The 23,122-nt window shown below is 67.9% G+C and carries 22 protein-coding genes; 18 read left to right on the top strand and 4 right to left on the bottom strand.

The features are described 5' to 3' along the window. Nucleotides 1–41: 41 nt before the first annotated feature. The 4 genes from QMZ26_RS10930 (at nucleotide 42) to QMZ26_RS10915 (ending at nucleotide 5,082) form a co-directional block, all read left to right on the top strand. The gene (locus tag QMZ26_RS10930; protein ID WP_283221459.1) at nucleotides 42–851 is read left to right on the top strand and encodes a trypsin-like serine protease; all 810 of its coding nucleotides are present in this window, start codon (nucleotides 42–44) and stop codon (nucleotides 849–851) included. Nucleotides 852–923: 72 nt separating this feature from the next. Then, complete coding sequence (locus QMZ26_RS10925; RefSeq protein ID WP_283221458.1) at nucleotides 924–1,307, top strand: BlaI/MecI/CopY family transcriptional regulator; 384 nt, start codon at nucleotides 924–926, stop codon at nucleotides 1,305–1,307. Continuing rightward, the gene (locus QMZ26_RS10920) at nucleotides 1,304–2,773 is read left to right on the top strand and encodes a M23/M56 family metallopeptidase (RefSeq protein WP_283221457.1); all 1,470 of its coding nucleotides are present in this window, start codon (nucleotides 1,304–1,306) and stop codon (nucleotides 2,771–2,773) included. The genes QMZ26_RS10925 and QMZ26_RS10920 overlap by 4 nt, the downstream gene beginning before the upstream one ends. 113 nt (nucleotides 2,774–2,886) lie before the next feature. Beyond that, on the top strand, nucleotides 2,887–5,082 hold the full coding sequence (locus QMZ26_RS10915) for a TonB-dependent receptor (protein ID WP_283221456.1): 2,196 nt from the start codon (nucleotides 2,887–2,889) through the stop codon (nucleotides 5,080–5,082). Between the two features lie 338 nt (nucleotides 5,083–5,420). Here the strand turns inward: QMZ26_RS10915 and QMZ26_RS10910 are convergent, their stop codons facing one another. From QMZ26_RS10910 to QMZ26_RS10900, 3 genes are all read right to left on the bottom strand, one after another. Further along, nucleotides 5,421–6,065, bottom strand: a complete 645-nt coding sequence (locus QMZ26_RS10910) for a hypothetical protein (RefSeq protein ID WP_283221455.1) — start codon at nucleotides 6,063–6,065, stop codon at nucleotides 5,421–5,423. Between the two features lie 251 nt (nucleotides 6,066–6,316). Next, nucleotides 6,317–6,598, bottom strand: coding sequence for a DUF1330 domain-containing protein (locus QMZ26_RS10905; protein ID WP_200732065.1), 282 nt, complete (start codon nucleotides 6,596–6,598; stop codon nucleotides 6,317–6,319). Continuing rightward, on the bottom strand, nucleotides 6,598–7,269 hold the full coding sequence (locus QMZ26_RS10900) for a GntR family transcriptional regulator (protein ID WP_200732064.1): 672 nt from the start codon (nucleotides 7,267–7,269) through the stop codon (nucleotides 6,598–6,600). The genes QMZ26_RS10905 and QMZ26_RS10900 overlap by 1 nt, the downstream gene beginning before the upstream one ends. A 285-nt stretch (nucleotides 7,270–7,554) precedes the next feature. On the opposite strand from QMZ26_RS10900, the gene QMZ26_RS10895 reads away from it, so the two are divergent. The 10 genes from QMZ26_RS10895 (at nucleotide 7,555) to QMZ26_RS10850 (ending at nucleotide 17,987) form a co-directional block, all read left to right on the top strand. Beyond that, nucleotides 7,555–8,157 (top strand): amino acid synthesis family protein, encoded by a 603-nt coding sequence (locus QMZ26_RS10895; RefSeq protein ID WP_200732063.1) that lies wholly within the window; start codon nucleotides 7,555–7,557, stop codon nucleotides 8,155–8,157. Continuing rightward, entirely contained in the window at nucleotides 8,126–8,920 is a 795-nt protein-coding gene (locus QMZ26_RS10890; protein WP_079222103.1) for an alpha/beta fold hydrolase, read from the top strand. The genes QMZ26_RS10895 and QMZ26_RS10890 overlap by 32 nt, the downstream gene beginning before the upstream one ends. Nucleotides 8,921–8,956: 36 nt before the next feature. After that, nucleotides 8,957–9,874 carry a flavin reductase family protein gene (locus tag QMZ26_RS10885; RefSeq protein ID WP_283221454.1) on the top strand — a complete coding sequence of 306 codons (918 nt, stop codon included), beginning with the start codon at nucleotides 8,957–8,959 and terminating at the stop codon, nucleotides 9,872–9,874. 1 nt (nucleotide 9,875) lies between these two features. Further along, nucleotides 9,876–10,919, top strand: coding sequence for an LLM class flavin-dependent oxidoreductase (locus tag QMZ26_RS10880; protein ID WP_283221453.1), 1,044 nt, complete (start codon nucleotides 9,876–9,878; stop codon nucleotides 10,917–10,919). Nucleotides 10,920–10,921: 2 nt separating this feature from the next. Continuing rightward, the gene (locus tag QMZ26_RS10875) at nucleotides 10,922–12,391 is read left to right on the top strand and encodes an aldehyde dehydrogenase (protein ID WP_200732059.1); all 1,470 of its coding nucleotides are present in this window, start codon (nucleotides 10,922–10,924) and stop codon (nucleotides 12,389–12,391) included. Between the two features lie 190 nt (nucleotides 12,392–12,581). Beyond that, the gene (locus tag QMZ26_RS10870; protein WP_283003907.1) at nucleotides 12,582–13,973 is read left to right on the top strand and encodes a cytosine permease; all 1,392 of its coding nucleotides are present in this window, start codon (nucleotides 12,582–12,584) and stop codon (nucleotides 13,971–13,973) included. A 57-nt stretch (nucleotides 13,974–14,030) separates the two neighbouring features. Then, nucleotides 14,031–15,488: an NAD-dependent succinate-semialdehyde dehydrogenase gene (locus QMZ26_RS10865; protein WP_283221452.1), complete on the top strand. Its 1,458-nt coding sequence runs from the start codon at nucleotides 14,031–14,033 to the stop codon at nucleotides 15,486–15,488. Then, nucleotides 15,485–15,871, top strand: a complete 387-nt coding sequence (gene pcaC / locus QMZ26_RS10860) for a 4-carboxymuconolactone decarboxylase (protein WP_200732056.1) — start codon at nucleotides 15,485–15,487, stop codon at nucleotides 15,869–15,871. Before QMZ26_RS10865 ends, pcaC begins: the two co-directional genes overlap by 4 nt. A 109-nt stretch (nucleotides 15,872–15,980) precedes the next feature. Further along, nucleotides 15,981–17,249 carry a hypothetical protein gene (locus QMZ26_RS10855; RefSeq protein ID WP_283221451.1) on the top strand — a complete coding sequence of 423 codons (1,269 nt, stop codon included), beginning with the start codon at nucleotides 15,981–15,983 and terminating at the stop codon, nucleotides 17,247–17,249. Nucleotides 17,250–17,360: 111 nt separating this feature from the next. Continuing rightward, a complete protein-coding gene (locus QMZ26_RS10850) occupies nucleotides 17,361–17,987 on the top strand; it encodes a hypothetical protein (protein ID WP_283221450.1) in 627 nt (208 codons plus the stop codon). Nucleotides 17,988–18,078: 91 nt separating this feature from the next. On the opposite strand, the gene QMZ26_RS10845 is transcribed toward QMZ26_RS10850, so the two are convergent. Further along, a complete protein-coding gene (locus QMZ26_RS10845; RefSeq protein WP_283221449.1) occupies nucleotides 18,079–18,996 on the bottom strand; it encodes a M14 family metallocarboxypeptidase in 918 nt (305 codons plus the stop codon). A 170-nt stretch (nucleotides 18,997–19,166) separates the two neighbouring features. Between QMZ26_RS10845 and QMZ26_RS10840 the strand changes: the two genes are divergently transcribed. Genes QMZ26_RS10840 through QMZ26_RS10825 form a run of 4 tightly spaced genes read left to right on the top strand, consistent with a single transcriptional unit; the run spans nucleotide 19,167 to nucleotide 23,067 of the window. Next, a complete protein-coding gene (locus QMZ26_RS10840; protein WP_283221448.1) occupies nucleotides 19,167–19,820 on the top strand; it encodes a DUF3348 family protein in 654 nt (217 codons plus the stop codon). 10 nt (nucleotides 19,821–19,830) lie between these two features. Beyond that, the gene (locus QMZ26_RS10835) at nucleotides 19,831–22,062 is read left to right on the top strand and encodes a DUF802 domain-containing protein (RefSeq protein ID WP_283221447.1); all 2,232 of its coding nucleotides are present in this window, start codon (nucleotides 19,831–19,833) and stop codon (nucleotides 22,060–22,062) included. Continuing rightward, nucleotides 22,059–22,697, top strand: a complete 639-nt coding sequence (locus QMZ26_RS10830; RefSeq protein WP_079222115.1) for an OmpA family protein — start codon at nucleotides 22,059–22,061, stop codon at nucleotides 22,695–22,697. The genes QMZ26_RS10835 and QMZ26_RS10830 overlap by 4 nt, the downstream gene beginning before the upstream one ends. Beyond that, a complete protein-coding gene (locus tag QMZ26_RS10825; protein ID WP_200732050.1) occupies nucleotides 22,687–23,067 on the top strand; it encodes a DUF2894 domain-containing protein in 381 nt (126 codons plus the stop codon). Before QMZ26_RS10830 ends, QMZ26_RS10825 begins: the two co-directional genes overlap by 11 nt. The last annotated feature ends 55 nt before the right edge of the window (nucleotides 23,068–23,122 follow it).

The raw sequence follows: 23,122 nt of genomic DNA, 5'->3' as shown, positions 1-23,122 counted from the left end.
GGCTACGGTGCGGATTGCCCCGCACAGGACTGCACCGACCCATGCACCGCTGGCTTCTGCTCGCCCTCGCCACCCTGCCTTTCACCGCCGACGCCATCGTCATCCGCAGCGATGTGGATGACAGCGCCTACCGCGTTCCGGCCTCCGCCTTCCCGGCCCTGGCCGACATGCCGGGCGAAGGGCACGGCGTGCTCATCGCGCCGCGCTGGGTGGTGACCGCCGCACACGCCGCGCCGATGGAGGGCATGGATGCCGAGGTGGAGATCAACGGCCAGGCCTACCGCGTCGAACGCGTGGTCGTGCATCCGGGCTACCGGCGCATGCCCGATGAACTGGGCCAGGCGGCTCTGGCCTCCGGCAATCCAGGCCCGATCCACGCGTTCCTCGCCGCCTCCGATGACATTGCGTTGATCCAGTTGGCCACGCCCGTCAGCGATGTCCCGCCGGTTCGACTGTACCGCGGGCAGGACGAAGCCGGAAGGATCGCCACTCTGGTCGGCAAGGGTGCGACCGGCACCGGCAGCACCGGGCTGGCACCTGGCGCATCGCACCGTGGCATGCTGCGTCGCGGGGAAAATGCGGTGACTGGTGGCAACGAACGCTACCTCTGGTACCGCTTTGATGGCCCGCAGGGCGGCCTCCCGCTGGAAGGCGTGATCGGCAACGGCGACAGTGGCGGCCCGTTGCTGCTCCAGGATCAGACAGGCTGGCACGTCATCGGCTTGGCGTCGTGGATAACCGCCGTGCCGGAACACGCGCTGGACGCAGGGTTCTACGGCCAGGTGGTCCACAACGTACGCATCTCGCGCTATGCGGAGTGGATCGTCAGCACAATTCGCGCCGCGCCGTGATGCCCGACCGACTAGCGTTGCGTGCGACATGTGTCGCAGACTTGCGACATCGATCAAACGCCAGGCCAGATGATGTCCTCCGCACCCACCCCCTCCAATGCCGAACTGGAACTGTTGAAGTGCCTCTGGCGCGACGGCGCCTGCAGCGCACGTGAACTGCACAACGCCGCTGTCGCCACGCTGGACTGGTCGTACTCCTCTACCCGCAAGACGCTGGAGCGCATGGTCGACAAGGGCCTGGTGAAGGAAGGCAGCCAGCACGGACTCAACGTCTACAGCGCCAGGGTCGGCAAAGTGGCCACCCTGGCAGCCCTCAGCACGGATTTCGCGCGCCGCGTGCTGGAACTCGATGGGCCGCTGCCCAGCCAGGCCTTCGCTGACAGCCGGCTGCTCACCAGCCAGGAGATCGAGCAGTTGCAGGCCCTGCTGCGTGCACATGACGAGGGCCAGCCATGAGCCTGCCGGCAGCCGCCACCTGGGGGGCCGCGCTTGCAACCAGCCTGCTCAGCGCTGGCCTGGCCTGGTACGCAGCACAGACACTGCAGCGCAGGCTGCGGCTCTCCCACGCGTCGTCGCATTACTGGCTGGGTGCGTGGCTGTGTGCAGTGCTGCCGCCCGTGCTGGCATTGCTGTTGCCGCTTCAGCACGCACCATTGCCGCAGCTGACCGGCGCATTGCCGGTCGCACTGCACTCGCTGCCGGACCGCATGCTGCCCGCAGCCGAGCCCGCGTCTGCGCTCGGCATGTCACTGGCGGCAGGCCTGCCGGCCCTGCTATGGGCGGTGTATGGCGGCGGCGTGCTGCTTTGGCTGGCACGTTGGGCGCTGGCCACGCGCCGGCTGCAGGCGGTGCTGCGCAGCAGTCACCCCGTGCAGACGTCGCAATTGCCGGGCCCAGAATCACGGCAGGCGGTACGGCAGCTGCAGGCCACAGGCATCGCTGTCCGCTGCACGGAAGGCGGCGGCACGCCGTTCGCCGTCGGCTGGCCCCATGCACGCATCCTCCTGCCTGCAGCCAGCCTCACCCTGCCGGACCGCGCACTGCGCCTGGTCATCGGCCACGAGGCCGCGCACCTGCACCGCCGTGATCCACTGCGCGCCGGCATCATGCGTCTGGTAGCCGCGCTGTATTGGTTCAATCCCTTCGTGCAACGCATTGCCGCGCGCGTACAGCTCGCAGCCGAACTGCAGTGCGATGCCCGTGCGCTGGCCGAAGCGCCCGCCGCTGGCGATGGCCGCCTGCTGGCGCAGGCCTACGTGGAAACGCTGCGCCATGCCACTGCACTGCGGCCTGCCAGCGCACTGTCACACCGCGATCCCGGCGGCCACCAGCTGCGCCTGCGGCACATGCTGCAGGGCGATGCAGGCCGCCGCCCCGGCAAGGCCATCACGCTGCTGCTGGCCGCGTCCGGTGTGACCGCCACCCTTTGCCTGGCTGCCGTGCAGGCGGCGGCCACCGCTGTCCCGCCATCGCTGGCCGTACCGCTGCAGGCCGCATCGGTCACGCTGCTGGAAGCCACTGTGCCGCTGGCCCCCGCTTTTGCCGCGCCTGTTGCCCAAGCGCGGGTCACCAGCGTGTTCGGCCATGCGTCGGACTTCCGCCAACGCGCCCACCGTGGCGTGGACTTTGCAGCGCGACGTGGCACAGCCGTGCAGGCGCCGGCCGATGGCACGATCATCGCCGCCACTCGCACTTACCCTGATGGCCCCAACTACGGCACCGTGGTGGTCATCGACCACGGAGGTGGCTGGCAGACGTTGCTTGCCCACCTGCAGGACTACGAGGTGGTTGTCGGTCAACGCGTGCGCAAGGGCGAGGTCATCGCCCGCACCGGCAACACTGGCCGCACCACCGGCCCCCATCTGCACATGGAACTGCTGCGCAGGGGCACGCGCGTCGATCCGCAGGCCTGGCTGCAGTAACCCGCTGACGCGCCCGCCGCGCGTTGCCACCCGAAGCGAAGTGACTCGATGCCCGGCCGCGGGAGGCTCCGCTGCTGCCCGCCGCTTCGCCATCAGAAAGGAATCCAACGAGAATGCAAGGCTCTTCCACGCAGCGACCGCCACGCCGCCTGCAAGCCAGCACCCGCCTGGCCATCGGCTGCCTGCTCTGCCCCGCCGCCACCGCTGCTGCGCAGACCGCACCATCGGCGCCGGCCACCACCGAACTGGAGGCTGTGCAGGTGCAGACGCAGCGCTATGACGCGCGGCGTGATGATTTGGCCAGCCGCATCGTCGTCGATCACGAAACCCTTAGGCGCCACGGTGATACCGATCTGCTGCAGGCGCTCAAGCGCCTGCCCGGCCTGAGCGTCTCCAGCGGCGCACCGGGACGCCCGGGCGCGGTATCGCTGCGCGGGCTGGGCAGCGGCTACACCCAGATACTGCTGGATGGCCAGCGCGCCCCCGCCGGGTTCAGCCTCGATTCGCTGGCCACCGATCAGATCGAACGCATCGAGATCCTGCGTGCGCCCACCGTCGATCACGGAACAGGCGCCATCGCCGGCACCCTCAACATCGTCACCCGCGCCACCGCACCCAAGGACAGCCAACGCCTGACCCTGTCCTGGGCCGGGAGCCAGTCACGCAGCACGCCCACGGCCAGCTGGCGGCAGACGCACCAAGGCGCGCGGGTCGACCATGCACTTACGGCAACCGCCACCGGACGCGCGTTCCTGGTGGAAGAGCACGGCAGCGAACAGGCCTGGGACGCCGATGGGCAGCCACTGCTGCTGCGGCACAGCCAGCTGCGCGCCACCGGTCGCCGCGACAACGTTTCGCTGTCACCCTCGATGACCCTCAATGCCACGGCGGACGATACGGTTTCGCTGCAGGCACTGCTGGATGCGTCCGACTTCCGTCGCGACATGGTGATCGATTGGGACACCCAGCGTGGACCCGCCCTGCGCACGCCGCACTACCGCCAGCGCACGCGCCTGCGCCTGGACCAAGGGCAGGCCAGCGCGGAATGGACCCGCCAGCTGCAGCGCGGCGGCACCCTCACGGTGCGCGGCGCCGTGGACGGCAACCGCGAAAACTATCGCTTCCGCGAGCAGGGCCAGGCACAGGATGGGCAGGACAACCTGATCGATCACACCGATGCGCGACTGCATGTCCTGGGCAGCAGCAGCCGCGCGCAATGGACCCTGCCTGCGCGCGGCCGCCATACCCTGCAGGTCGGCGCCGAAGGCAGCCTGGACGACCGTCGCGAATCGCGCCTGCAGCAGCTGCAGGGCTTCGATGGCGCAGCCGGTTCAACGAGCGATCTCTCCTTCAATGCACGCCTGCAGCGTGTTGCGGTATACGCGCAGGATGAGTTCGCCCTGGGCGAGCACAGCGCCTTCTACCTCGGCGGCCGCTGGGAGCGGCTGCAGACCACCAGCGAAGGGCGTGACTTTGCCCCAGTGCGCAATCGCGCCAGCGTGTTCACCCCGGTGCTGCAGGGGCTGTGGAAGCGGGCCAAGGGCAAGGACCAGCTGCGCGTCTCCGTCAGCCGCACCTTCCGCGCGCCGGAGCTGCGTCTGCTGGTGCCACGGCCCTACACCTCCACCAACAACCGCGCACTGAACCCGGACGAGATCGGCAACCCGGCGCTGCGCCCGGAACTGGCCTGGGGCCTGGACACTGCCTGGGAGCTGCACGGCCGCGAAGGCACACAAGGCAGCATCGGCGGCTACCTGCGCCGCATCGATTCACCCATCCGCACCGAAACCCTGCTGCGTGATTGGCGCTGGGTCGCCACCCCGGTCAACGGCAGCCGCGCCATTGCCTGGGGTATCGAACTCGACGGACAGATGCCATTGGCCCGCGTGCTGCCCGATGCACCTGAAATCGAACTGCGCGGCAACGCCACGTGGAACCAGTCACGGGTGCGCGGTGTCCCCGGGCCCGACAACCGCATCCAGGACCAGGTGCCGTTCACTGCCAGCGCGGCCATGGACTACCGGATCACCCCGCGCTGGAGCAGCGGTCTGGCATTTACCTACCGCAGCGGCGGGCGCATCCGCTACAGTCTGGGCGAAATCGACATCGCCGCTTACCGGCGCGAGCTTGAGGCGTGGGTGCAGTACAGCACCCACGGGCGTGGCAAGCTACGGCTGACCGGCAGCACCCTGCTCGGCCGGGACAGCGAGAGCGGCCAATTGCGCTTCGACGATGGCGGCACCCAGGTGGTTCGCAGCGCGCGGCAGTCGGTCCCCAGCGTACGGCTGCAGTGGGAGCTGCCGCTGTAACGCGGGCCGCTGTGCTGACGGGTAATGCGCTGTCGCGAATGCCTTGGCGATGCGGTGGAGGGACACTGCGAAACACCGATGCGTGTCGCAATTTGCACGCATAGTGGGGGCCCTGCGGCGGCATGCGTTCGAGCGGCGCAGCAGCAATGCAAGAATTGCGAAAGCGACGCGATCTGCAGGCAGTCGGCTGCTCCTCGCTCTTCTGTAGAGCCGAGCCATGCTCGGCTGCCTTCCGCTCCTCTGTAGAGCCGAGCCATGCTCGGCTGCCTTTCGCTCCTCTGTAGAGCCGAGCCATGCTCGGCTGCGGTCTGCGCGAACCAGTCGAGCATGGCCCGACGTTACCGGCGCGAGCCTTCCAACTGCGTGGTCAACAACCGGGTCAGGTTCCGCCGCGCGAAATACCCCTGCAGCTGTGCAGCCTTGATGGTCCGTGCCTTCAACTTCGGCGCGCCATCGTCACCATATTCAATGCGGTAGCAGCGCGAGGCACCACACAGCTCGGCCTGGCTGGCGGTAACGATGACCACGGTGACTTCCAGGCTGGTGAAGGCGTTGCCGGTCTTGATGTCCGGGTTCTCGGTACCGGCGCGGTCGATGAGCGTGCGGAACCGCCCCAGGTCGCGCTCACCGCCGCTGCTGAGCGGGCCGACGTTGGTGGCGCGGCGGATGTCCTCGTCCTCGCCGGGCGCGCCCTTGCTCCAGTGCTCGGTGCGCTCAGGGATGACCGCGCGTACGACCTTGCCGTCGGGCTCGATGAGGTCGATCACCACGTCCAGCAGGTACACCGGCTCGAGGCCGAGGTTGGTCACGAAACAGTGCGCATCCAGGTGCCGGCCGGCGCCGGAGGTGATGAGGATCGACGGCCGCTGCTGGCGGCGGTAGCTGCGCAGGAAGAAGTTGAGGTAGACCACCCAGATCAAGGCGGTCACGCAGGTCATCACCGCAGTCAGCAGCGGTGCGAAATGTAGCAGGTTCTGCAGCATCCTCGGTGGAACTCGTGGGCGTGGGATGGCCCATGGTCGCGGTTGCGGTGCTTGTGGGTTGTGAAGTGGTCGGCGGCCACGGGATTCGTGGGCATCCACGCATGGCGTGGATCTAATGAACCTGGTGGAGCCGAGCCATGCTCGGCTGCGTCCGCGGCCATCCACGCGCGGCGTGGATGTTGTAGAGCCGAGCCATGCTCGGCTGGGTCAACAACAGCAGTCGAGCATGGCTCGACTCTACAAAAGAGTGGTCAGCCTTCGACGATCACCACGCTGGCGATGCAGTGCCCTTCGCGCCTGGCCTTGGCCTGCTGGTACTCGGGCGAGGCATAGCACGCCTGGGCGGTTTCCAGGTCGGCAAATTCGATCACCACGTGGCGGTCGGGCAGATCGCCTTCCAGCACCACCGAGCGGCCACCACGGGCCAGGAACTTCGCGCCGTACTTCGCAAAGGCGGCAGGCGCCAGCGCGGTGTAGCCGCTGTACTTCTCCGCATCCAGCACCTGCACGTGGGCAATCCAATAGGCGGCCATCACTTCTGCTCCTGTTCGAGCAAGGCATGGGCAATCGCCTCGGCCTCGCCAATATGTTCGGCCACGCGCTGCCGCGCCAGCGCTTCGTCGCGCTGCACGCAGATCGCATCGCAGATGGCCTTGATGCGTTCAAAGCCGGTTTTTTCGCGGTCCACGTGGGTCAGGGTCATCGCGCGCAGGCGGCTGATGCGGCCATTGAGGCGCTGCACGATTTCCCAGGCGATGTGGTTGTTGCCGGCACGGAAGATGGTTTCGTACAGCGTTGAAGAAGCTTCCAGCACCGGCGCGATATCCGGGGTGCCATACGATGTGCGCAGGGTTTCCAGCGCCTTCTGGATCTGCGCGGTGGTGTCGTCGGTGAGGTTGCGCACGCAGTCGGCCACGGCGCTCTGCTCCAGTACCAGGCGGATGCGGTAGACCTGGCTGGCCACGTCCCAGTTCAGCACGGCCACGATCGGGCCCTTCTGCGGCAGCACTTCCACCAGGCCCTCGGCCTGCAGGTAGCGGATCACTTCGCGTACCACCGTGCGGCTGACACCCAGCTGCTCGCACAGGGTGCGCTCGACCAGGCGCGCACCGGAGGGGAAATAGCCGGTGATGATCGCGTTGCGCAGCTTTTCCAGGCACTTCTCGCGCAGGGTGACCGGCGAGTGGTCGATTCTCAGGTTCATCGTGTTTCGCAATCCCTTTAGGTGGCAGCCACGCGGTGGCGGGCGCGCTGCCGGTAGCTCGTGTACGTCCACGCTATTCAACCACGGATCATGAATAGCGCACCCCGGCAGGCCGCCTCGTCCCCGTCGCACCACCCTCGCCTGCGGCTTTGGTCGCGGGCGAAAAATGAATGCGCCTAGACATATTGCAAGCCGATTTTGGAGCGTGATACCGTCGCTGCGAATGGTATACCAACATACCGTACACCACCATTGTGACCGCCAGCGGCGGCGAGGAAGGACCAGATGAGCCTGATACGAAAGACCGTTCTCCACGTGGAGACCGTGCATGTGGACGGGGGCCGCGACGCTGCCACGCCGCTGAAGATGGTGGCCGCCGCGGCCGTGATCCGTAACCCGTGGGCCGGCCGTGGCTACGTCGAGGACCTGTCGCCGGAGATCCGGGCGCTGGGCCCGCAGCTGAGCCAGCACCTGACCGACCTGATCCTGGGCGAGGTCGGTTCGGGCGATGCGGTGGAGGCTTTCGGCAAGAGCGCGGTGGTCGGCCTGGACGGCGAGCTGGAACACGCCTCGGCGCTGATCCACACCCTGCATTTCGGCAACATCTACCGCAACGCGGTGCGCGCCAAGTCCTACCTGGCCTTCACCAACACCCGCGGCCCAGCCAATGCGCCGATCGTGCTGCCGATGATGGACAAGAACGACGAAGGCCGCCGTTCGCACTACCTGACCGTGCAGTTCGCCATTGCCGATGCCCCGGCTGCCGATGAGCTGGTGGTCGTGCTGGGCGCAGCCACCGCCGGCCGCCCGCACCACCGCATCGGTGACCGCTACCAGGACCTGAAAGAGCTCGGCCATGACGTCTCGAACCCTGCCGCTGTCAAGTAACCAACAGGCGCACTGCCTGGACCAGGGGGCGGGAGAGCCCCTGGTCCTGATCCACGGCGTCGGCATGCAGGCCGCCGCCTGGGGTCCGCAGATCGCCGCCTTCGCCCAGCAGTACCGGGTCATCGCGGTGGACATGCCCGGCCACGGCCAGAGCACGCGCCTGCCGGGCGAACCCGGGCTGACCGACTACGTGGCGTGGATGGTGGAGTTCATCAGCGCCCTGCAGCTGGGCCCGGTCAACCTGGCCGGGCACTCGATGGGCGCCCTGATCGCCGCCGGCGTGGCCATCGAACGCCCGGACCTGGTGCGCCGTCTGGCCGTCATCAACGGTGTCCACCTGCGTACCGATGCCGCCCGCCATGCGGTGGTGACCCGCTCGGATGAACTGGCCACTGGCCGGGTGGACGTGGAAACCCCGTTGCAGCGCTGGTTCGACGAAGGCACCACCGAGGCGTCACTGGTGGAGGACGTGCGCTCGTGGCTGGAGAACGTGGATGTGCAGGGCTATGCCGATGCCTACCGCGCCTTCGCCCGCGGCGATGTGACCTACGCCGAACGCTGGTCGGAAGTGGGCTGCCCTGCCCTGGCACTGACCGGCGCGGAAGATGCCAACTCGACGCCGGCCATGGCCCTGTCGATGGCGGCGCTGGCGCGCAACGGCAAGGCCGTGGTCATTCCGCACGAACGCCACATGGTCAACCTGACCGCCCCCGCCAAGGTCAACGCGGCGCTGGCGGAATGGCTGGGCACCACAACGAACTAGCAGCACACATTCCAGGCCATCGGTTGGAGGGAACATATGGCTATCGATCCAAAAGAGCTGAGGGAAGCCTTCGGCTCGTTCATGACCGGCGTCACCATCGTGACGTCCACCACCGCAGACGGTGAACCGATTGGTTTCACCGCGAACTCGTTCGCTTCGGTGTCGCTCGATCCGCCGCTGCTGCTGGTCAGCATCGCCAATGCATCGGGCAACTACGACAACTTCGTGGGCGCCAAGCGCTTTGCCATCAACATTCTGTCCGAGGCACAGACCGACGCATCGAATACCTTTGCCCGGCGCAATCCGGATCGGTTTGCCGCGGTGTCCTGGACCAACAGCGCTCTCGGAAGCCCGATCCTGGACGCGGTCAGTGCGTGGTTCGACTGCACCATGCACACGGTGGTGGAGGCGGGTGACCATGCCGTCCTGATCGGGCAGGTGGAGCACTTCCATACGGCCGGCCTGCCCGGGCTGGGCTACTACCGCGGTGGCTACTTCACCCCCGCCAAGGTGGCCACCGAGGTCATGGCCGATACCAAGGGTCTGATCAGCGCGATCATCGCCCACGACGACAGCCTGCTGCTGGTGCCAGCGCCGGAAGGCGGCTGGGCCTTGCCCACCGTCGAGATCGGCAACGAGGGTGCAGACAACGCATTGGAACGCATCTTTGCCCGGCATCAGCCCGGTGCCTCGCCGAGCTTCGTGTACTCCGTCTATACGGACACCGACACACACCGGCAGTTCGTCACGTTCCTGTGCAGCACGCCCGAGGCGAGCGCGCGCGATGGGCGGTACGTGGCGCTGGCCGACGTGCCTGCGCTGGACATCGCCGATCCGGCAGTCACCAGCATGCTGCAGCGCTACTGCCGCGAAAGCGCGCTGAAGACCTACGGCACCTATTACGGCAACCACACCTGCGGTGTGGTCAAAGAACTGATTGGAAGGGAGAGTTGAAATGCGGTTTTCCTTGTTCATCCATATGGAACGCGTCTCGGACCAGCAGTCGCAGAAGCAGCTGTACGACGAGATGATCGAGCTGTGCCAGATCGCCGACGAGGGTGGCATGCACGCCATCTGGACCGGCGAGCACCACGGCATGAACTTCACCATCGCGCCCAACCCGCTGCTCAACCTGGCCGACATCGCCAACAAGACGAAGAACGTGCGCCTGGGCACCGGCACCGTGGTGGCCCCGTTCTGGCACCCGATCAAGCTGGCCGGCGAAGCGGCGATGACCGACATCATTTCCAACGGCCGCCTCGACCTGGGCATCGCCCGTGGCGCCTATTCGTTCGAGTACGAGCGCATGGTGCCGGGCATGGATGCCTGGGGTGCCGGACAGCGCATGCGCGAGCTTATCCCGGCCATCAAGGGCCTGTGGAAGGGCGACTACGCCCATGAGGGCGAATTCTGGTCCTTCCCCAGCACCACCTCGGCGCCGCTGCCGCTGCAGCAGCCGCACCCGCCGATCTGGGTGGCCGCGCGCGATCCCAACAGTCACGAATTCGCCGTGCAGAACGGCTGCAACGTGCAGGTCACCCCGCTGCACTTCGGCGATGATGAAGTGCAGAAGCTGATCGGCCACTTCAACGCCGCCTGCGAGAAGTTCAGCGAGGTGCCGCGCCCGAAGATCATGCTGCTGCGCCACACCTACGTGGCCGATTCGGAAGCCGATGCACAGATCGCTGCCGATGAGATCAACGTGTTCTACAACTACTTCGGCGCGTGGTTCAAGAACGAACGCCCGATCAGCCAGGGCCTGATCGCCAAGCTGAGCGATGAGGAGATTGCCGCCCACCCGATGTACTCGGCCCAGGCGATGCGCAGCAACAACGTGATCGGTCCGCCCGAGGAAGTCATCGCCCGCCTGAAGGCCTACGAGGCCATGGGCTTTGACGAGTACTCGTTCTGGATCGACACCGGCATGTCCTTCGAGCGCAAGAAGGCCTCGCTGTTGCGTATGATCAACGACGTCATGCCCGCCTTCGCCCAGGAATGACCATGGACAGCCCGTTCGAGCTCTACATCGACGGCCGTTTCGAAGCCGGTGCCGGTACGTTTGAAAGCATCGACCCGGCCACCGGCACGCCCTGGGCGACCATGCCCGAGGCGCGCCGCGAGCAGGTGGAACGCGCGGTCGAGGCCGCCGACCGTGCCTTGCACGACCCGGCCTGGGCCACGCTGACCGCTTCCCAGCGCGGCAAGCTGCTGTACCGGTTGGCCGACCTGCTGGAACAGGCGGCGCCGGAGCTGGCGGCCATCGAGACCCGCGACACCGGCAAGATCATCCGCGAAACCCGTGGCCAGATTGCCTATATCGCCGAGTACTACCGCTATTACGCCGGCATCGCCGACAAGATCGAAGGCAGCTTCGTGCCGGTCGACAAGCCGGACATGCAGGTCTGGATCAGCCGTGAGCCGATCGGCGTGGTCGCCGCCATCGTGCCCTGGAACAGCCAGCTGTTCCTGTCGGCGGTGAAGCTGGGCCCAGCCCTGGCGGCCGGCTGCACCGTGGTGCTGAAGGCGTCCGAGGAAGCGCCCGGTCCGCTGCTGGCGTTTGCCCGGCTGCTGCACCAGGCCGGTTTCCCGCCGGGCGTGGTCAACGTCATCACCGGCTTCGGCCCCGAGTGCGGCGCCGTGCTGAGCAGCCACCCGAAGGTAGCGCAGGTCGCCTTCACCGGCGGCCCGGCCACCGCGCGCCACATCGTGGCCAACACCACGGGCAACCTGGCCCGCGTCTCGCTGGAACTGGGTGGGAAATCGCCGTTCATCGTGTTCGACGATGCCGACCTGGACAGCGCGGTGAACGCACAACTGGCAGCGATCTTCGCGGCCAGCGGGCAGAGCTGCGTGGCCGGTTCGCGCCTGCTGGTACAGGCGGGCATCAAGGATGCCTTCCTTGCGAGGCTGCTGGAGAAAGTGGCGGCCATCCGCATCGGCGCCCCGGACGACGCGGCCACCGAGTTCGGACCGCTGTGCACCGAGCGCCAGCGCCAGAACATCGAAGCGGTGCTGGCCGCATCGGTCGCGCAGGGCGCCCGCGTGCTCTGCGGCGGTACCCGCAGCGACCGCGCCGGCATCTACTTCCCGCCCACCATCGTCGACTGCAGCGCGTCCCCGCAGGCCGACAGCATCACCACCGAACTGTTCGGCCCGGTGCTGTCGGTGGATGTGTTCGACGATGAAGCCCAAGCGATCAGCAAGGCCAACAGCACCGCCTTCGGCCTGGCTGCCGGCATCTTCACCCGCAACCTGACGCGCGCGCACCGGCTGAGCCGGGCAATCCGTTCGGGCGTGGTCTGGATCAATACCTACCGTGCGATTTCACCGCTGGCGCCGTTCGGTGGATTCGGCCTTTCGGGCCATGGACGGGAAGGCGGCGCAGCGGCCGCCCTGGAATACACCACGACCAAGACGGTGTGGCTGCGTACGTCCGATGTCCCCATGGATGACCCGTTCGTGATGCGCTAGGCCCCGCGCCCGGCACCCACACCCGTTCCCGCCTCCGGCCCGCGCGCCCTCGCCTCCCCCCCCTCGATGGGCGAGGTCGCGCAGCCCGGTTCCATGACCGGATCGTTCCTGCGCCCCTGCACAGCCGGGCGCGCGCGACCGATCCCGATGCACGCCTGCCGGGCGACCGGCAGGCCAAGGAAATCCGCCCATGAGCAATGCAAGCAAGCAGGATGGCGCTTTCTCCATCGAGGGCCACTCCATCGGCTACATCCCCGAGCAGGAACGCCACGGCAACCCCCGTGACCTGTTCACACTCTGGTTCTGTACCAACCTCGCCCCGCTGGCGGTCATCACCGGCGCGATGTCGGTGCTGACGTTCAAGCTGGACATCGCCAGTGCGCTGCTGGCCATCGTCACCGGCCATATGTTCGGCGCCGCCATCCTCGCCCTTGCCTCGGCCCAGGGGCCGCTGGCCGGCATCCCGCAGATGATCCAGAGCCGCGCGCAGTTCGGCCGCTTCGGCTCGCTGCTGGTGGTGGGTTTCACCACGCTGATCTACCTGGGCTACTTCATCTCCAACATCATCCTGTCCGGCAAGACCCTGCACACGGTCATCCCGGCGGTGCCGCTGCCGCTGGCCACCATCATCGGTGCGGCGCTGGCCACGGCCATCGGCATCATCGGCTACAACTTCATCCACGGCTTCAACCGCATCGGCATCTGGTTCATGGGCGGCGCGCTGGCCATCGGCCTGGCCATCATGGTGCCGCGCCTGGGCGCCGAAGCCTTCAGCCATGGCAGCTTCTCGCCCGCCGGCTGGTTCTCGATGTTCGGCATCTGCTGCGTCTGGCAGATCAGCTTCTCGCCCTACACCTCGGACTATTCGCGTGCGCTGCCGCGCAGCGTCGGCGTGTTCCGGCCCTTCATCTACACCTACCTGGGCGCTGCACTGGGCCCCATCCTGGCCTTCACCTTCGGCATGCTGGCGGTCAGCGGTGGCCAGCAGACCGATGCGATGGAAGCGGTACGCCTGCACACCGGCTGGTTCGGTTATGTGCTGATGGTGCTGTTCCTGGTCAACATCATCGGCCACAACGCGATGAACCTGTACGGCGCGGTGCTGTCCTGCGTCACCTCGCTGCAGACGTTCTCGCCCGCGTGGACGCCGGCACGGCTGGCCCGCGTCACCCTGTCGTGCGCCCTGCTGGTGGCCTCCACGCTGTGTGCGCTGTGGGCGTCGGCCAACTTCATCGAGATCTTCATCAACGCGGTGTTCGCGCTGCTGTTCATCCTGGCGCCGTGGGTGTCGATCAACCTGCTGGACTTCTACGTGGTGAACGGCGGGCGCTACGACATCGCCTCGATCTTCGCCCGCGATGGGGGCCGCTATGGCCTGTTCAATGGCCGTGCCCTGCTGGCCTACCTGCTGGGCGCCATTGCCCAGGTGCCGTTCATCAGCAACGCGTTCTTCCAGGGCGCGTGGGCGCAGCTGTTCGGTGGCGTCGATGTGTCCTGGGTGATCGGCCTGCTGGTCAGCGCCCTCGCCTACTACCTGCTGGCCGTGCGTGCGCCCCAGGGCGCCAGTGTCGCGGCCACCTGAACCCCCACCGGCGCGGGTACCCCGGTGCCCGCGCCCGACACGAACCACGAGGTATGCATGAACGTTGAAACGTCCGCGCTGTTCCACCAGCGTGCGCTGGTGGCTGGGCAATGGATCACCGCCGACAGCGGTGAGGTGGATGAAATCCTCGACCCGGCGACCCAGCAGCCGCTGGGCACGGTGCCGCGCCTGGGCCGTGCCGAAACCGAGCGCGCAATCGCGGCAGCGAGCGCCGGCTGGGCCGACTGGCGTGCCACCACGGCCGAGCATCGCTCGCGCGTGCTGAAGGCCTGGCACCGCCTGCTGATCGAAAACACCGAAACGCTGGCGCGCCTGCTGACCGCCGAACAGGGCAAGCCGCTGGCCGAAGCCCGCGCGGAGATCGTCTACGCCGCCAGCTTCGTCGAATGGTTCGCCGAGGAAGCCAAGCGCGTCTACGGTGACATCATTCCCAGCCCCTACCCCGATGCGCGGATCATGGTGACGCGCCAGCCGATCGGCATTGTGGCAGCGGTGACGCCGTGGAATTTCCCAGCCGCGATGATCACCCGCAAGGTGGCCCCGGCACTGGCCGCCGGCTGCCCATGCATCGTCAAGCCGGCGGCGGAAACGCCGTTCACCGCGCTGGCGATGGCCGACCTGGCCTTGCAGGCAGGCGTGCCCGCGGCAATGTTCAGCGTGGTCACCGGCCATGCCGCGTCCATCGGTGATGCGTTCTTCGACAGCGAGGAGGTGCGCAAATTCACCTTTACCGGCTCCACGCCGGTCGGCCGCATGCTGTACGGCAAGGCCGCGAAGACAGTGAAGAAGGTGTCGCTGGAGCTGGGCGGCAACGCGCCGTTCATCGTGTTCGAGGATGCCGATCTCGAAGCGGCGGTTGATGGCGCGATGCTGGCCAAGTTCCGCAACGCCGGCCAGACCTGCGTCTGCGTCAACCGCTTCCTCGTGCACGACGCCATCCACGATGCCTTCGTCGAGGCACTGCGTGCGCGCATCGCCGCGTTGAAGGTGGGCGCGGGCGAAGCCGAGGGCACGCAGATCGGCCCGCTGATCAACACCGCCGCTGTCGCCAAGGTGCAGTCGCACGTGGACGATGCGGTGGCCAAGGGCGGGCGCGTGCTGCTGGGCGGCGCCGTCGGCGCGCAGGGCGAGTGCTTCTACCAGCCGACCCTGCTGGTCGATGCCACCGCAGAGATGCAGGTGGCGACCGACGAAACCTTCGGCCCGCTGGCCGCCGTGTTCCGCTTCCACGATGAGGCCGAGGCCGTGCGCCTGGCCAACGCCACCGATTCCGGGCTGGCCGCGTACTGCTACACCCGCGACCTCGGCCGCGCCTGGCGCATGAGCGAACGGCTGGACTACGGCATGGTCGGCATCAACCGCGCCGCGATCTCCAATGAAGTGGCGCCGTTTGGCGCCATCAAGCAGTCCGGGCTGGGGCGCGAGGGTTCGCGCTACGGCATCGAGGATTTCCTGGACATCAAGTACACCCTGTTCGGAGGCATCAGCGCATGAGCGATTCCCGCTTCGAGAAAGGCCTGCAGATCCGCCGCCACGTGCTGGGTGACGAGTATGTGGATCGCGCCCTGGCGCAGGCCGATGCCTTCAGCCAGCCGCTGCAGGAACTGGTGACCGAGTATTGCTGGGGCACGGTGTGGGCGCGCAGCGACCTCGCCCTGGCCGAGCGCAGCCTGATCAACCTCGCGATGATTTCCGCGTTGAACCGGCCGCACGAGCTGAAGATCCACGTCAAGGGCGCACTGCGCAACGGCGTCAGCCGCGAGAAGATCCGCGAGGTGCTGCTGCAGGTGGCGATCTACTGCGGCGTGCCCGCTGCGGTCGACAGTTTCCGCGTGGCCCGCGAGGCCATCGGCGAGTTCGACGCTACCGAGACGTAACACCCGACCGCACCTCTCCATCATTGCGCCCTGCCCGTGCCTTGCGGCGCGGTGGGCGCCCTGTTGCCCGAGGGTCCACTTTCCTGCTGTTCCTGCCTGGGAACCTGCCATGCATCCTGCGTTCCGTTTCGTCCGTTCGCCTCTTGTCCTGGCCCTGTGTCTGGCGTGTGCCTCGCTTGCACATGCCGAAGCCCCCGCCGAGGCCGTCAGCACTCCTGCAGAAACCCCTGCCGCAACGGCGGCACCTGCACCCGCACACACCGGCTGGACACTTGGCGGTGTCCTGCGCGGCCGCTGGGATGTGCGCTTCAACGACGCACACGGCGATGGCACCCGCCGCACCTCCAATCACCTGTCCTTCGACACGCTCATCCTGAAGGCCGACTATGACGGCAGGGACTATTTCGCCTCGGCGCAGTACCGCTTCTACGGCGGCAGCGTGCTGTACTCGCATGCGGGCGGCTACCGCAACTACCCCGGCGAAGTGAGCTTCCCGCTGCAGGCGTACGCCGGGCGCCGCTTCGCCAATGGTGACCGGGTGGCGGTGGGCCTGCAGCCGGTGGTGCTGGATGAGCAGTACTGGGGCGCACAGGTGCTCGGCAGCATCGGCTTCGTCGTCGGCCTGGAAGAGGTGTACGCACCGGGTATCACCTATCGCCATGATGGCCAGGGCTACCGCCTGGCTGCCGGCTATTACCCCACCTCCACGCCGGACGGCAAGGGCATCAGCCGCGATGGGGCGCGCTACTCCACGGCCTTCGTGCAGGGCGACAGCTACGTGCCCAACGGCACCCGCACCTCGGAACGCGACCTGGTGGCGGCCACGCTCGACTGGGATCTGTACAGGCACGATGACATCACGGTCTCGGCCGCCGTCTCGGGCCTTTACTCCCGGCTGCAGGATGAAAGCGGGACGCCGCAGGGTGACGGTGAGCGCCGCGCGCTGGTGGCGAGCATCAAGGTGGGCAACGGCAGCTGGCGCGGCAAGGTGCTGGTGGCACGGCAGGACATCAGCCTGCCGGCAGCGCGCGATACGCACGTGATCACCGTCGGCGGTTTCGATGCGTCGTACAACATCGCCACGAAGGGCACGGTGGTGTTCGCCGAAGTGGGTCGCCCGGTGACACTGGGCGGGCAGGACGTCGATCTGTACGCCAGCCTGTCACGCTTCATCAAGGACGAAGCCGACTTCAAGGACAGCCAGCGCCTGACCCTGGGCGGCGCATGGACGCATGGCCGCCTGCGCGTATCCAGCGAGCTGCTGGTTGGCCGCAACGATCCGTTCGTGGGTGCCGGGCAGTACACCAGCGGCGCCGCGGAGGGCGGTGACGACCGCTACAAGACCTCATTGTTCACGGTCATCGGCTACCGGTTCTGAGTCAATCGAACATCCACGCATGGCGTGGATCTACTGCGCGGCCGGGTATGGCCCTTGTTGCGGCGAAACACTGCACCTACCATCGGACCGCCCTTTCCCTTTCCCACCCCGATGACGACCTTCGCCGAACTCAACGCCGCCCAGCTGGCCACCCATGCCCTCAACATCTTCATCGCCGAGGGCCGCCACATCGAAGGCGCGCGCGTGATCTACCGTGCGCTGCAGCTCGACCCGCATGAACCCGATGCGCTGCGCAGCCTCAGCGATTTCCACGCCAGCTCCGGCACCGAAGCCTTCTCGGCCGCCACCATGGAGTACGCCCTGTCCGGCGCGATCGATCTGAGCACAGAAGAACGCCAGAAGCTGGAAGCGCTGCATTTCCTCGATATCTGGACCTGGGGCTTCGCCCGCCACAGCTCGGGCGAAGCACAGCTGAGTGCAGAGGCGTTCAAGAACCGCGATGACTTCGAGGTCGATCACGCCGCCTACGCGGCTTTCCTCGGCACCATCGTGGAGCCGGCGGGATCGCCGCAGGCTGCTTTCCAGGCCGCGCACCGCCTGTCGGGCCTGATGGCGGGCTTCCTGCAGCACGCCAGCAATGACAACCCGGACCTGGACACCGTGCTGCGCGGCGAAGGCTTCGTCGAAACCCCCGAGTACGCGCAGTGGCTGCAGTCGTCCACCGATGACCTGGATGCACTGGACAAGGCCATCCAGGAGCAGCGCCAGAAGGGATGATCCGCAGCGTCGCCGGGCATGGCTCTGCTTGGGTAGAGTCGAGCTTGCTCGACTGCTTCTCCAACAGCAGTCGAGCGAGCCCGGCGTTACGTCATTGGGCCAGTGCGTAATCCAGGCCCGCGCACACCGCCGCCACCTGGGCGTCGTTGCATTCCTGCGGGTTGGTGCGCGGGCTGTCCGGGTACACCTCGGTGGTGGTGGCATAGCGCGCGTCGGTGAAACCGGCGCATGCGCCGATCGAGCGCGACTCGCCCCAGACCACGCCCGGCGACTGCAGCGGCAGGCCCACCAGGTTGCCCTCGGCATCGGCCGGGGCGATATGGGTGATCGGGGCCACGGCCTCGATCAGTGCCTTCTGGAAGCCGTGCTGCGGATCCTCGCTGTTGCCGATCACGTAGAAGCCATCGGGGATGTTGTCACGCTCGAACGGCTTGCCATCGCGGGCACAGCGTGCCGGATCGAACTCGTGCAGGTCGCTGTCGGTGGTCTCGTGCAGGTCCAGGTGCACGCGGATGTCCGCCTTGCGCTCGGCCACCCAGCGCATCAGCGAGGCGGCTTCCTCGATCAGGCCCCCGTCACGGAAGCTGCGGTTGGGGTCGATCGCATTCGGGTTCCAGCGCTGGATGCGCTCGTAGCCCCACGGGCTGACGCACGGTGCCACGATCAGGTTCATCCGGCCCAGGTAGCGCTCGGCCTGCTGTTCGAGGAACTGCAGCGCACCGTGCACGCCGCTGGTTTCATAGCCGTGCACGCCGCCGGTGACCAGGGCGGTCGGCAGCGCCGGGTTCCAGTCGTGGTTGACCACGGCAAACAGCGGGTAATGATCCGGCGCATAGTCGAGCTGGCCGTACTGGATCACGTCGAAACCGTCGTCCAGGCGCTCAAGCGCGGCCACCACGTCGTCGTGGTAGCTGCGCTGGCGTTGCTGGGCGGCCCGCCACTGTGCGCGTTCAGCATCGCCCCAGGGCTGGCCGGGGGTACCGATGGGATAGAACGGCGCGAGGGTCATGCAGAAGCTCCAGAGGGTCCAGTTGCGTTAGTGCAGCCGACCATTCTAAGCCGTCTGCCGGCGCGGGCCGAGACCCTCCCCGTGCCTGACCACGGGGGATGGCCCGGCCCCTTCATCCAGCGGCGGTCATCTGGTTGTAAAATCAACGGTTTTTGGCCCCTGGCTACTTGATGGCGAACGCCGCGCAGCCGGTCCTCGGTGGACCGGACTTCCTCCGCCTGCTTGCCCGTCTCAGCGACGGTGCGATGCCGGCCAGCAGTCCCGCCCTGACCGATCGCCTCGGCCAGTGGGTGGACTGGAGCCGTGCCGTGGCCCTGTCCGGGGCGCTGGACGGCCGCCTGCCCGAGGCGGGCGAGGCCGCCGAGGCGGTGGACGACCTGCTGGCCGACTGCGCACAGGCCGAGGCCAGCCTGCTGGCCTCCATCGGCGAGGATGCCGAGGCCGAGCGCCTGCTGGACCTGGCCGAGGCCGCCGCCCAGGCCAACTTCGCCTCGCTGCGCCAGCGCTACCGCGTGTTGCAGCAGGCCATCCAGACCGCCACCGGGCGCCTGCGCGGCCGCCTGCGCGACCAGCTGGTGCAGGCCTCGCCCGAACTGGCGCGGCTGGCCGAGGTCGATGCGGTGATGGAACAGACCCTGACCCCGCGCGAGCACAGCCTGCTGGCGACGGTGCCCACGGTGCTGGGCGCCCGTTTCGAACGCGTGCATGGCCAGCCCGGCTGGCGCGCGGCATTCCGCAATGACATGCGCAGCCTGCTGCTGGCCGAGCTCGAACTGCGTTTCCACCCGATCCATGGGCTGCTTGCAGCCCTGCGCTCCCACTGACCGGAACACCATGTCCAGAACTGCTTTCCATGTCGTTGTATTCCTTGTCGGCCTGCTGGCCGTGTGCTGGATCGGCATCGGCTACGTGGCGGTGCACCCGCTGGGCGCGGCCGTGGCGGCGATCATCGCGGCCTGCTACATCGCCGGCGGCGTGGAGCTGTACCGCTACCGCCAGGCCAGCAACGGGCTGCGCGCTGCACTGAGCGACCTGGGGACGGCGAAGGACTCGCTGGCGCCGTGGCTGGAGCGCGTGCCGGTGGGCCTGCGCAATGCCGTGCGCCTGCGCGTGGAAGGCGAGCGCATCGCCCTGCCCGGCCCGGTGCTGACCCCTTACCTGGTGGGCCTGCTGGTGCTGCTGGGCATGCTCGGCACCCTGCTGGGCATGATGGATACGCTGCGCGGCACCGGCCTTGCCCTGCAGAGCGCGACCGACATGGCCGCCATCCGCGGCTCGCTGGCCTCGCCGGTGCAGGGCCTGGCCGTAGCGTTCGGCACCTCCATTGCGGGCGTGGCCAGCTCGGCCATGCTCGGCCTGCTGTCGGCGCTGCTGCGCCGCGACCGGCTGCAGGTGGTACAGCAGCTGGACCGCGCCATCGCCGGTGAGCTGCATCCGTATTCGCAGGCCTGGCAGCGCGCCGAATCGCTGCGCCTGCTGCAGGCGCAGTCGGCCGCCCTGCCCGCGCTGGTGGACCGCCTGCAGGCGATGACCAGCGCCTTCGAACAGCACAGCACCACCGCCAACGAGCGGCTGCTGGCCGGACAGTCCGAGTTCCTCACCCAGAGCCAGGCCCTGCAGGAACGCCTGGCGGTTTCGCTGCAGCAGTCGCTGCGCGAAGGTGCCGAAGCCAGTGCGGCCGCTATTGGTGGCGCGCTGCAGCCGATGGCCGAAACCACGCTGGCCGGCCTGGCGACCCATGGCCAGGCCCTGCATGCACGTGTCGAGCAGGCCGTGCAGCAGCAGTTGGCCGGCCTCAACGATGGCTTCGAGCGCAGCCGCGTTGCCACCGAGGCGAGCTGGGCCAAGGTCGTGGCCGAGCAGGCTCGGGCGCAGCAGGCGCTGGTGGCCGATCTGCGTCAGCACCTGCAGGCCTTCAGTGATGGCCAGGGCACGCAGGCCGAAACGCTGATCGCACGCATCAGCGATCGCCTGCAGGCCGATGCCGCTGGCGCGGCCGACGCATGGCGCAGTGCTGCCGAGCAGCAGCACGCACTGAACACCACGCTGCTGGAACGCCAGCAACAGTCGCTGCAGGCAGTGGGCGCACAGCTGGACACGCAGGCACAGGCACTGCTGCAGGCCCTGGACGAGCGCCACAGTGCCAGCCAGTCGCTGCTGCAGGACCACGAAGCACTGCGTTCGCAGCACTGGCAGGCGGCACAGGCTGCGGCCGCCAGCGCTCATGCAGAACTGCAGGCGGGCCTGGATGCGCGCGAGCAGCAGCGCCAGGCGCGCTGGGATGCGGTCGCCACGGAACTGCAGCAGGCACACGTGGCCCTGCAGTCGCAGTTGCAGGCCGGTGATGAGCAGCGCCTGCAGCAGTGGAGCAGCGCACTGGAAGCCATCGCGCAGGGCCTGGCCGAGCGCCAGCAGCAGGTCTGCGCGACCCTGGCCAGCACGGCGCAGCAGATCGGCGAGAACGGCCGCGCACAGGCCAGCGCCACTCTGGCAGAGGTCTCCACCCTGCTGCAGACCGCCGCCGACGCCCCCAAGGCCGCAGCCGAGGTCATCAACGAACTGCGCAGCACCCTGTCTGAAAGCCTGGTGCGCGACAATGCCATGCTGGAAGAGCGCGGCCACCTGCTGGCCACCGTGCAGACCCTGCTGGAGGCGATCAACCACGCTTCCCACGAACAGCGCAGCGCCGTGGACGCACTGGTGGGCGGCTCGGCCGAGCTGCTGGAACGCGTCGGCAGCCGCTTCACCGACCATATTGCTGCCGAGACCGGCAAGCTCGACGGCATCGCCGGCCACCTCAGTGGCAGCGCAGCGGAGGTCGGCCAGCTGGCCGGCACCTTCGGCGCCGCCGTCGAACAGTTCGGCGCCGCATCGACCGAACTGTCCGGGCGCCTGGAACAGATCGGCGGCGCCCTGGACGCCTCGCTGGCCCGCAGCGACGAGCAGCTGGCCTACTACGTGGCGCAGGCACGCGAGGTGGTCGACCTCAGTCTGCTGTCGCAGAAGCAGGTGATGGAAGAACTGCAGCAGCTGGCCACGCGCCGTGGCAAGGCCGGTAGCGCATGAGTGACGAACTGGAGGTCGACGGCGGCTCGCACGCCCCGATCTGGGCCGCATTCGGCGATCTGATGTCGGTGCTGCTGGGCGCCTTCGTGCTGATCCTGGTCGGCGTGGTGGCGGTGCAGCTGGAGCTGTCGCAGCGGCTGGACCAGGAAGTGAAGCAGCGCCAGGCCGAAGCCAAGCGCCTGCAGACACTGGAACAGGCGCTGGCCGGGCCGCTGGCTGCCGGCCGGGTGACCCTGGTGGACGGCCGCATCGGCATCAGCGGCAGCGTGCTGTTCGCCCTCAATTCGGACCAGCTGCAGCCGGAAGGCCAGGAGCTGCTGCGCAGCCTGGCGGCGCCCCTGGCGGCGTACCTGGGCACGCGCGAAGAAATCCTGATGGTCAGCGGCTTCACCGATGACGCGCCGATCCGCGATGGCAACCGCCGCTTCGCCGACAACTGGGAATTGTCCGCACAGCGTTCACTGACCGTGACCCGCACGCTGATTGCCGACGGCGTACCGGCCGATGCCGTGTTTGCCGCCGCATTCGGCAGCGAGCAGCCGGTCAGCTCCAATGCCGATGAGGCCGGCCGCGCGCGCAACCGCCGCGTGGAAATCGCGCCGATCCCCAAGCCAAAGGCCGCTGATGGCACGTAAGCCATCCTCGCCGCTGGAAGATCTGCGCGGCCTGGTGCGCGACCTCGACGCCGGCTCGCGCAGCCTGCCGCATTACCCGCAGGTGCCGATGCTGGACCAGGTGCGCCGCGAGTGGTCCGAGCTGCGCAGCGAACTGCAGGTGCGCCGCTCGCTGCGTGCCGAGGCACCCGCCGATGGCGGCCCGTTGAACTCGGCGGTGCTGGTGCAGCGCATGCTGGATACGATGCAGGCCACCAGCCCCGGCTACCTGCGGCACTTCATCGACTACATCGACACGCTGTCCTGGCTGCAGGCGCTGCAGGACGGTGCCGCCAGCGGCGGCGATGCCGCAAAGCCCAAGCGCACGCGCAAGCCCCGCACCGGCGTCTAGGCCGTTGCCTCGGTAGTGCCGGCCGCTGGCCGGCAGCTGCTCACTATCACGCGCC

Source organism: Stenotrophomonas sp. PFBMAA-4 (assembly GCF_030053215.1).
Lineage (GTDB): Bacteria > Pseudomonadota > Gammaproteobacteria > Xanthomonadales > Xanthomonadaceae > Stenotrophomonas.
This window is presented reverse-complemented; position numbering and strand designations above follow the sequence as displayed.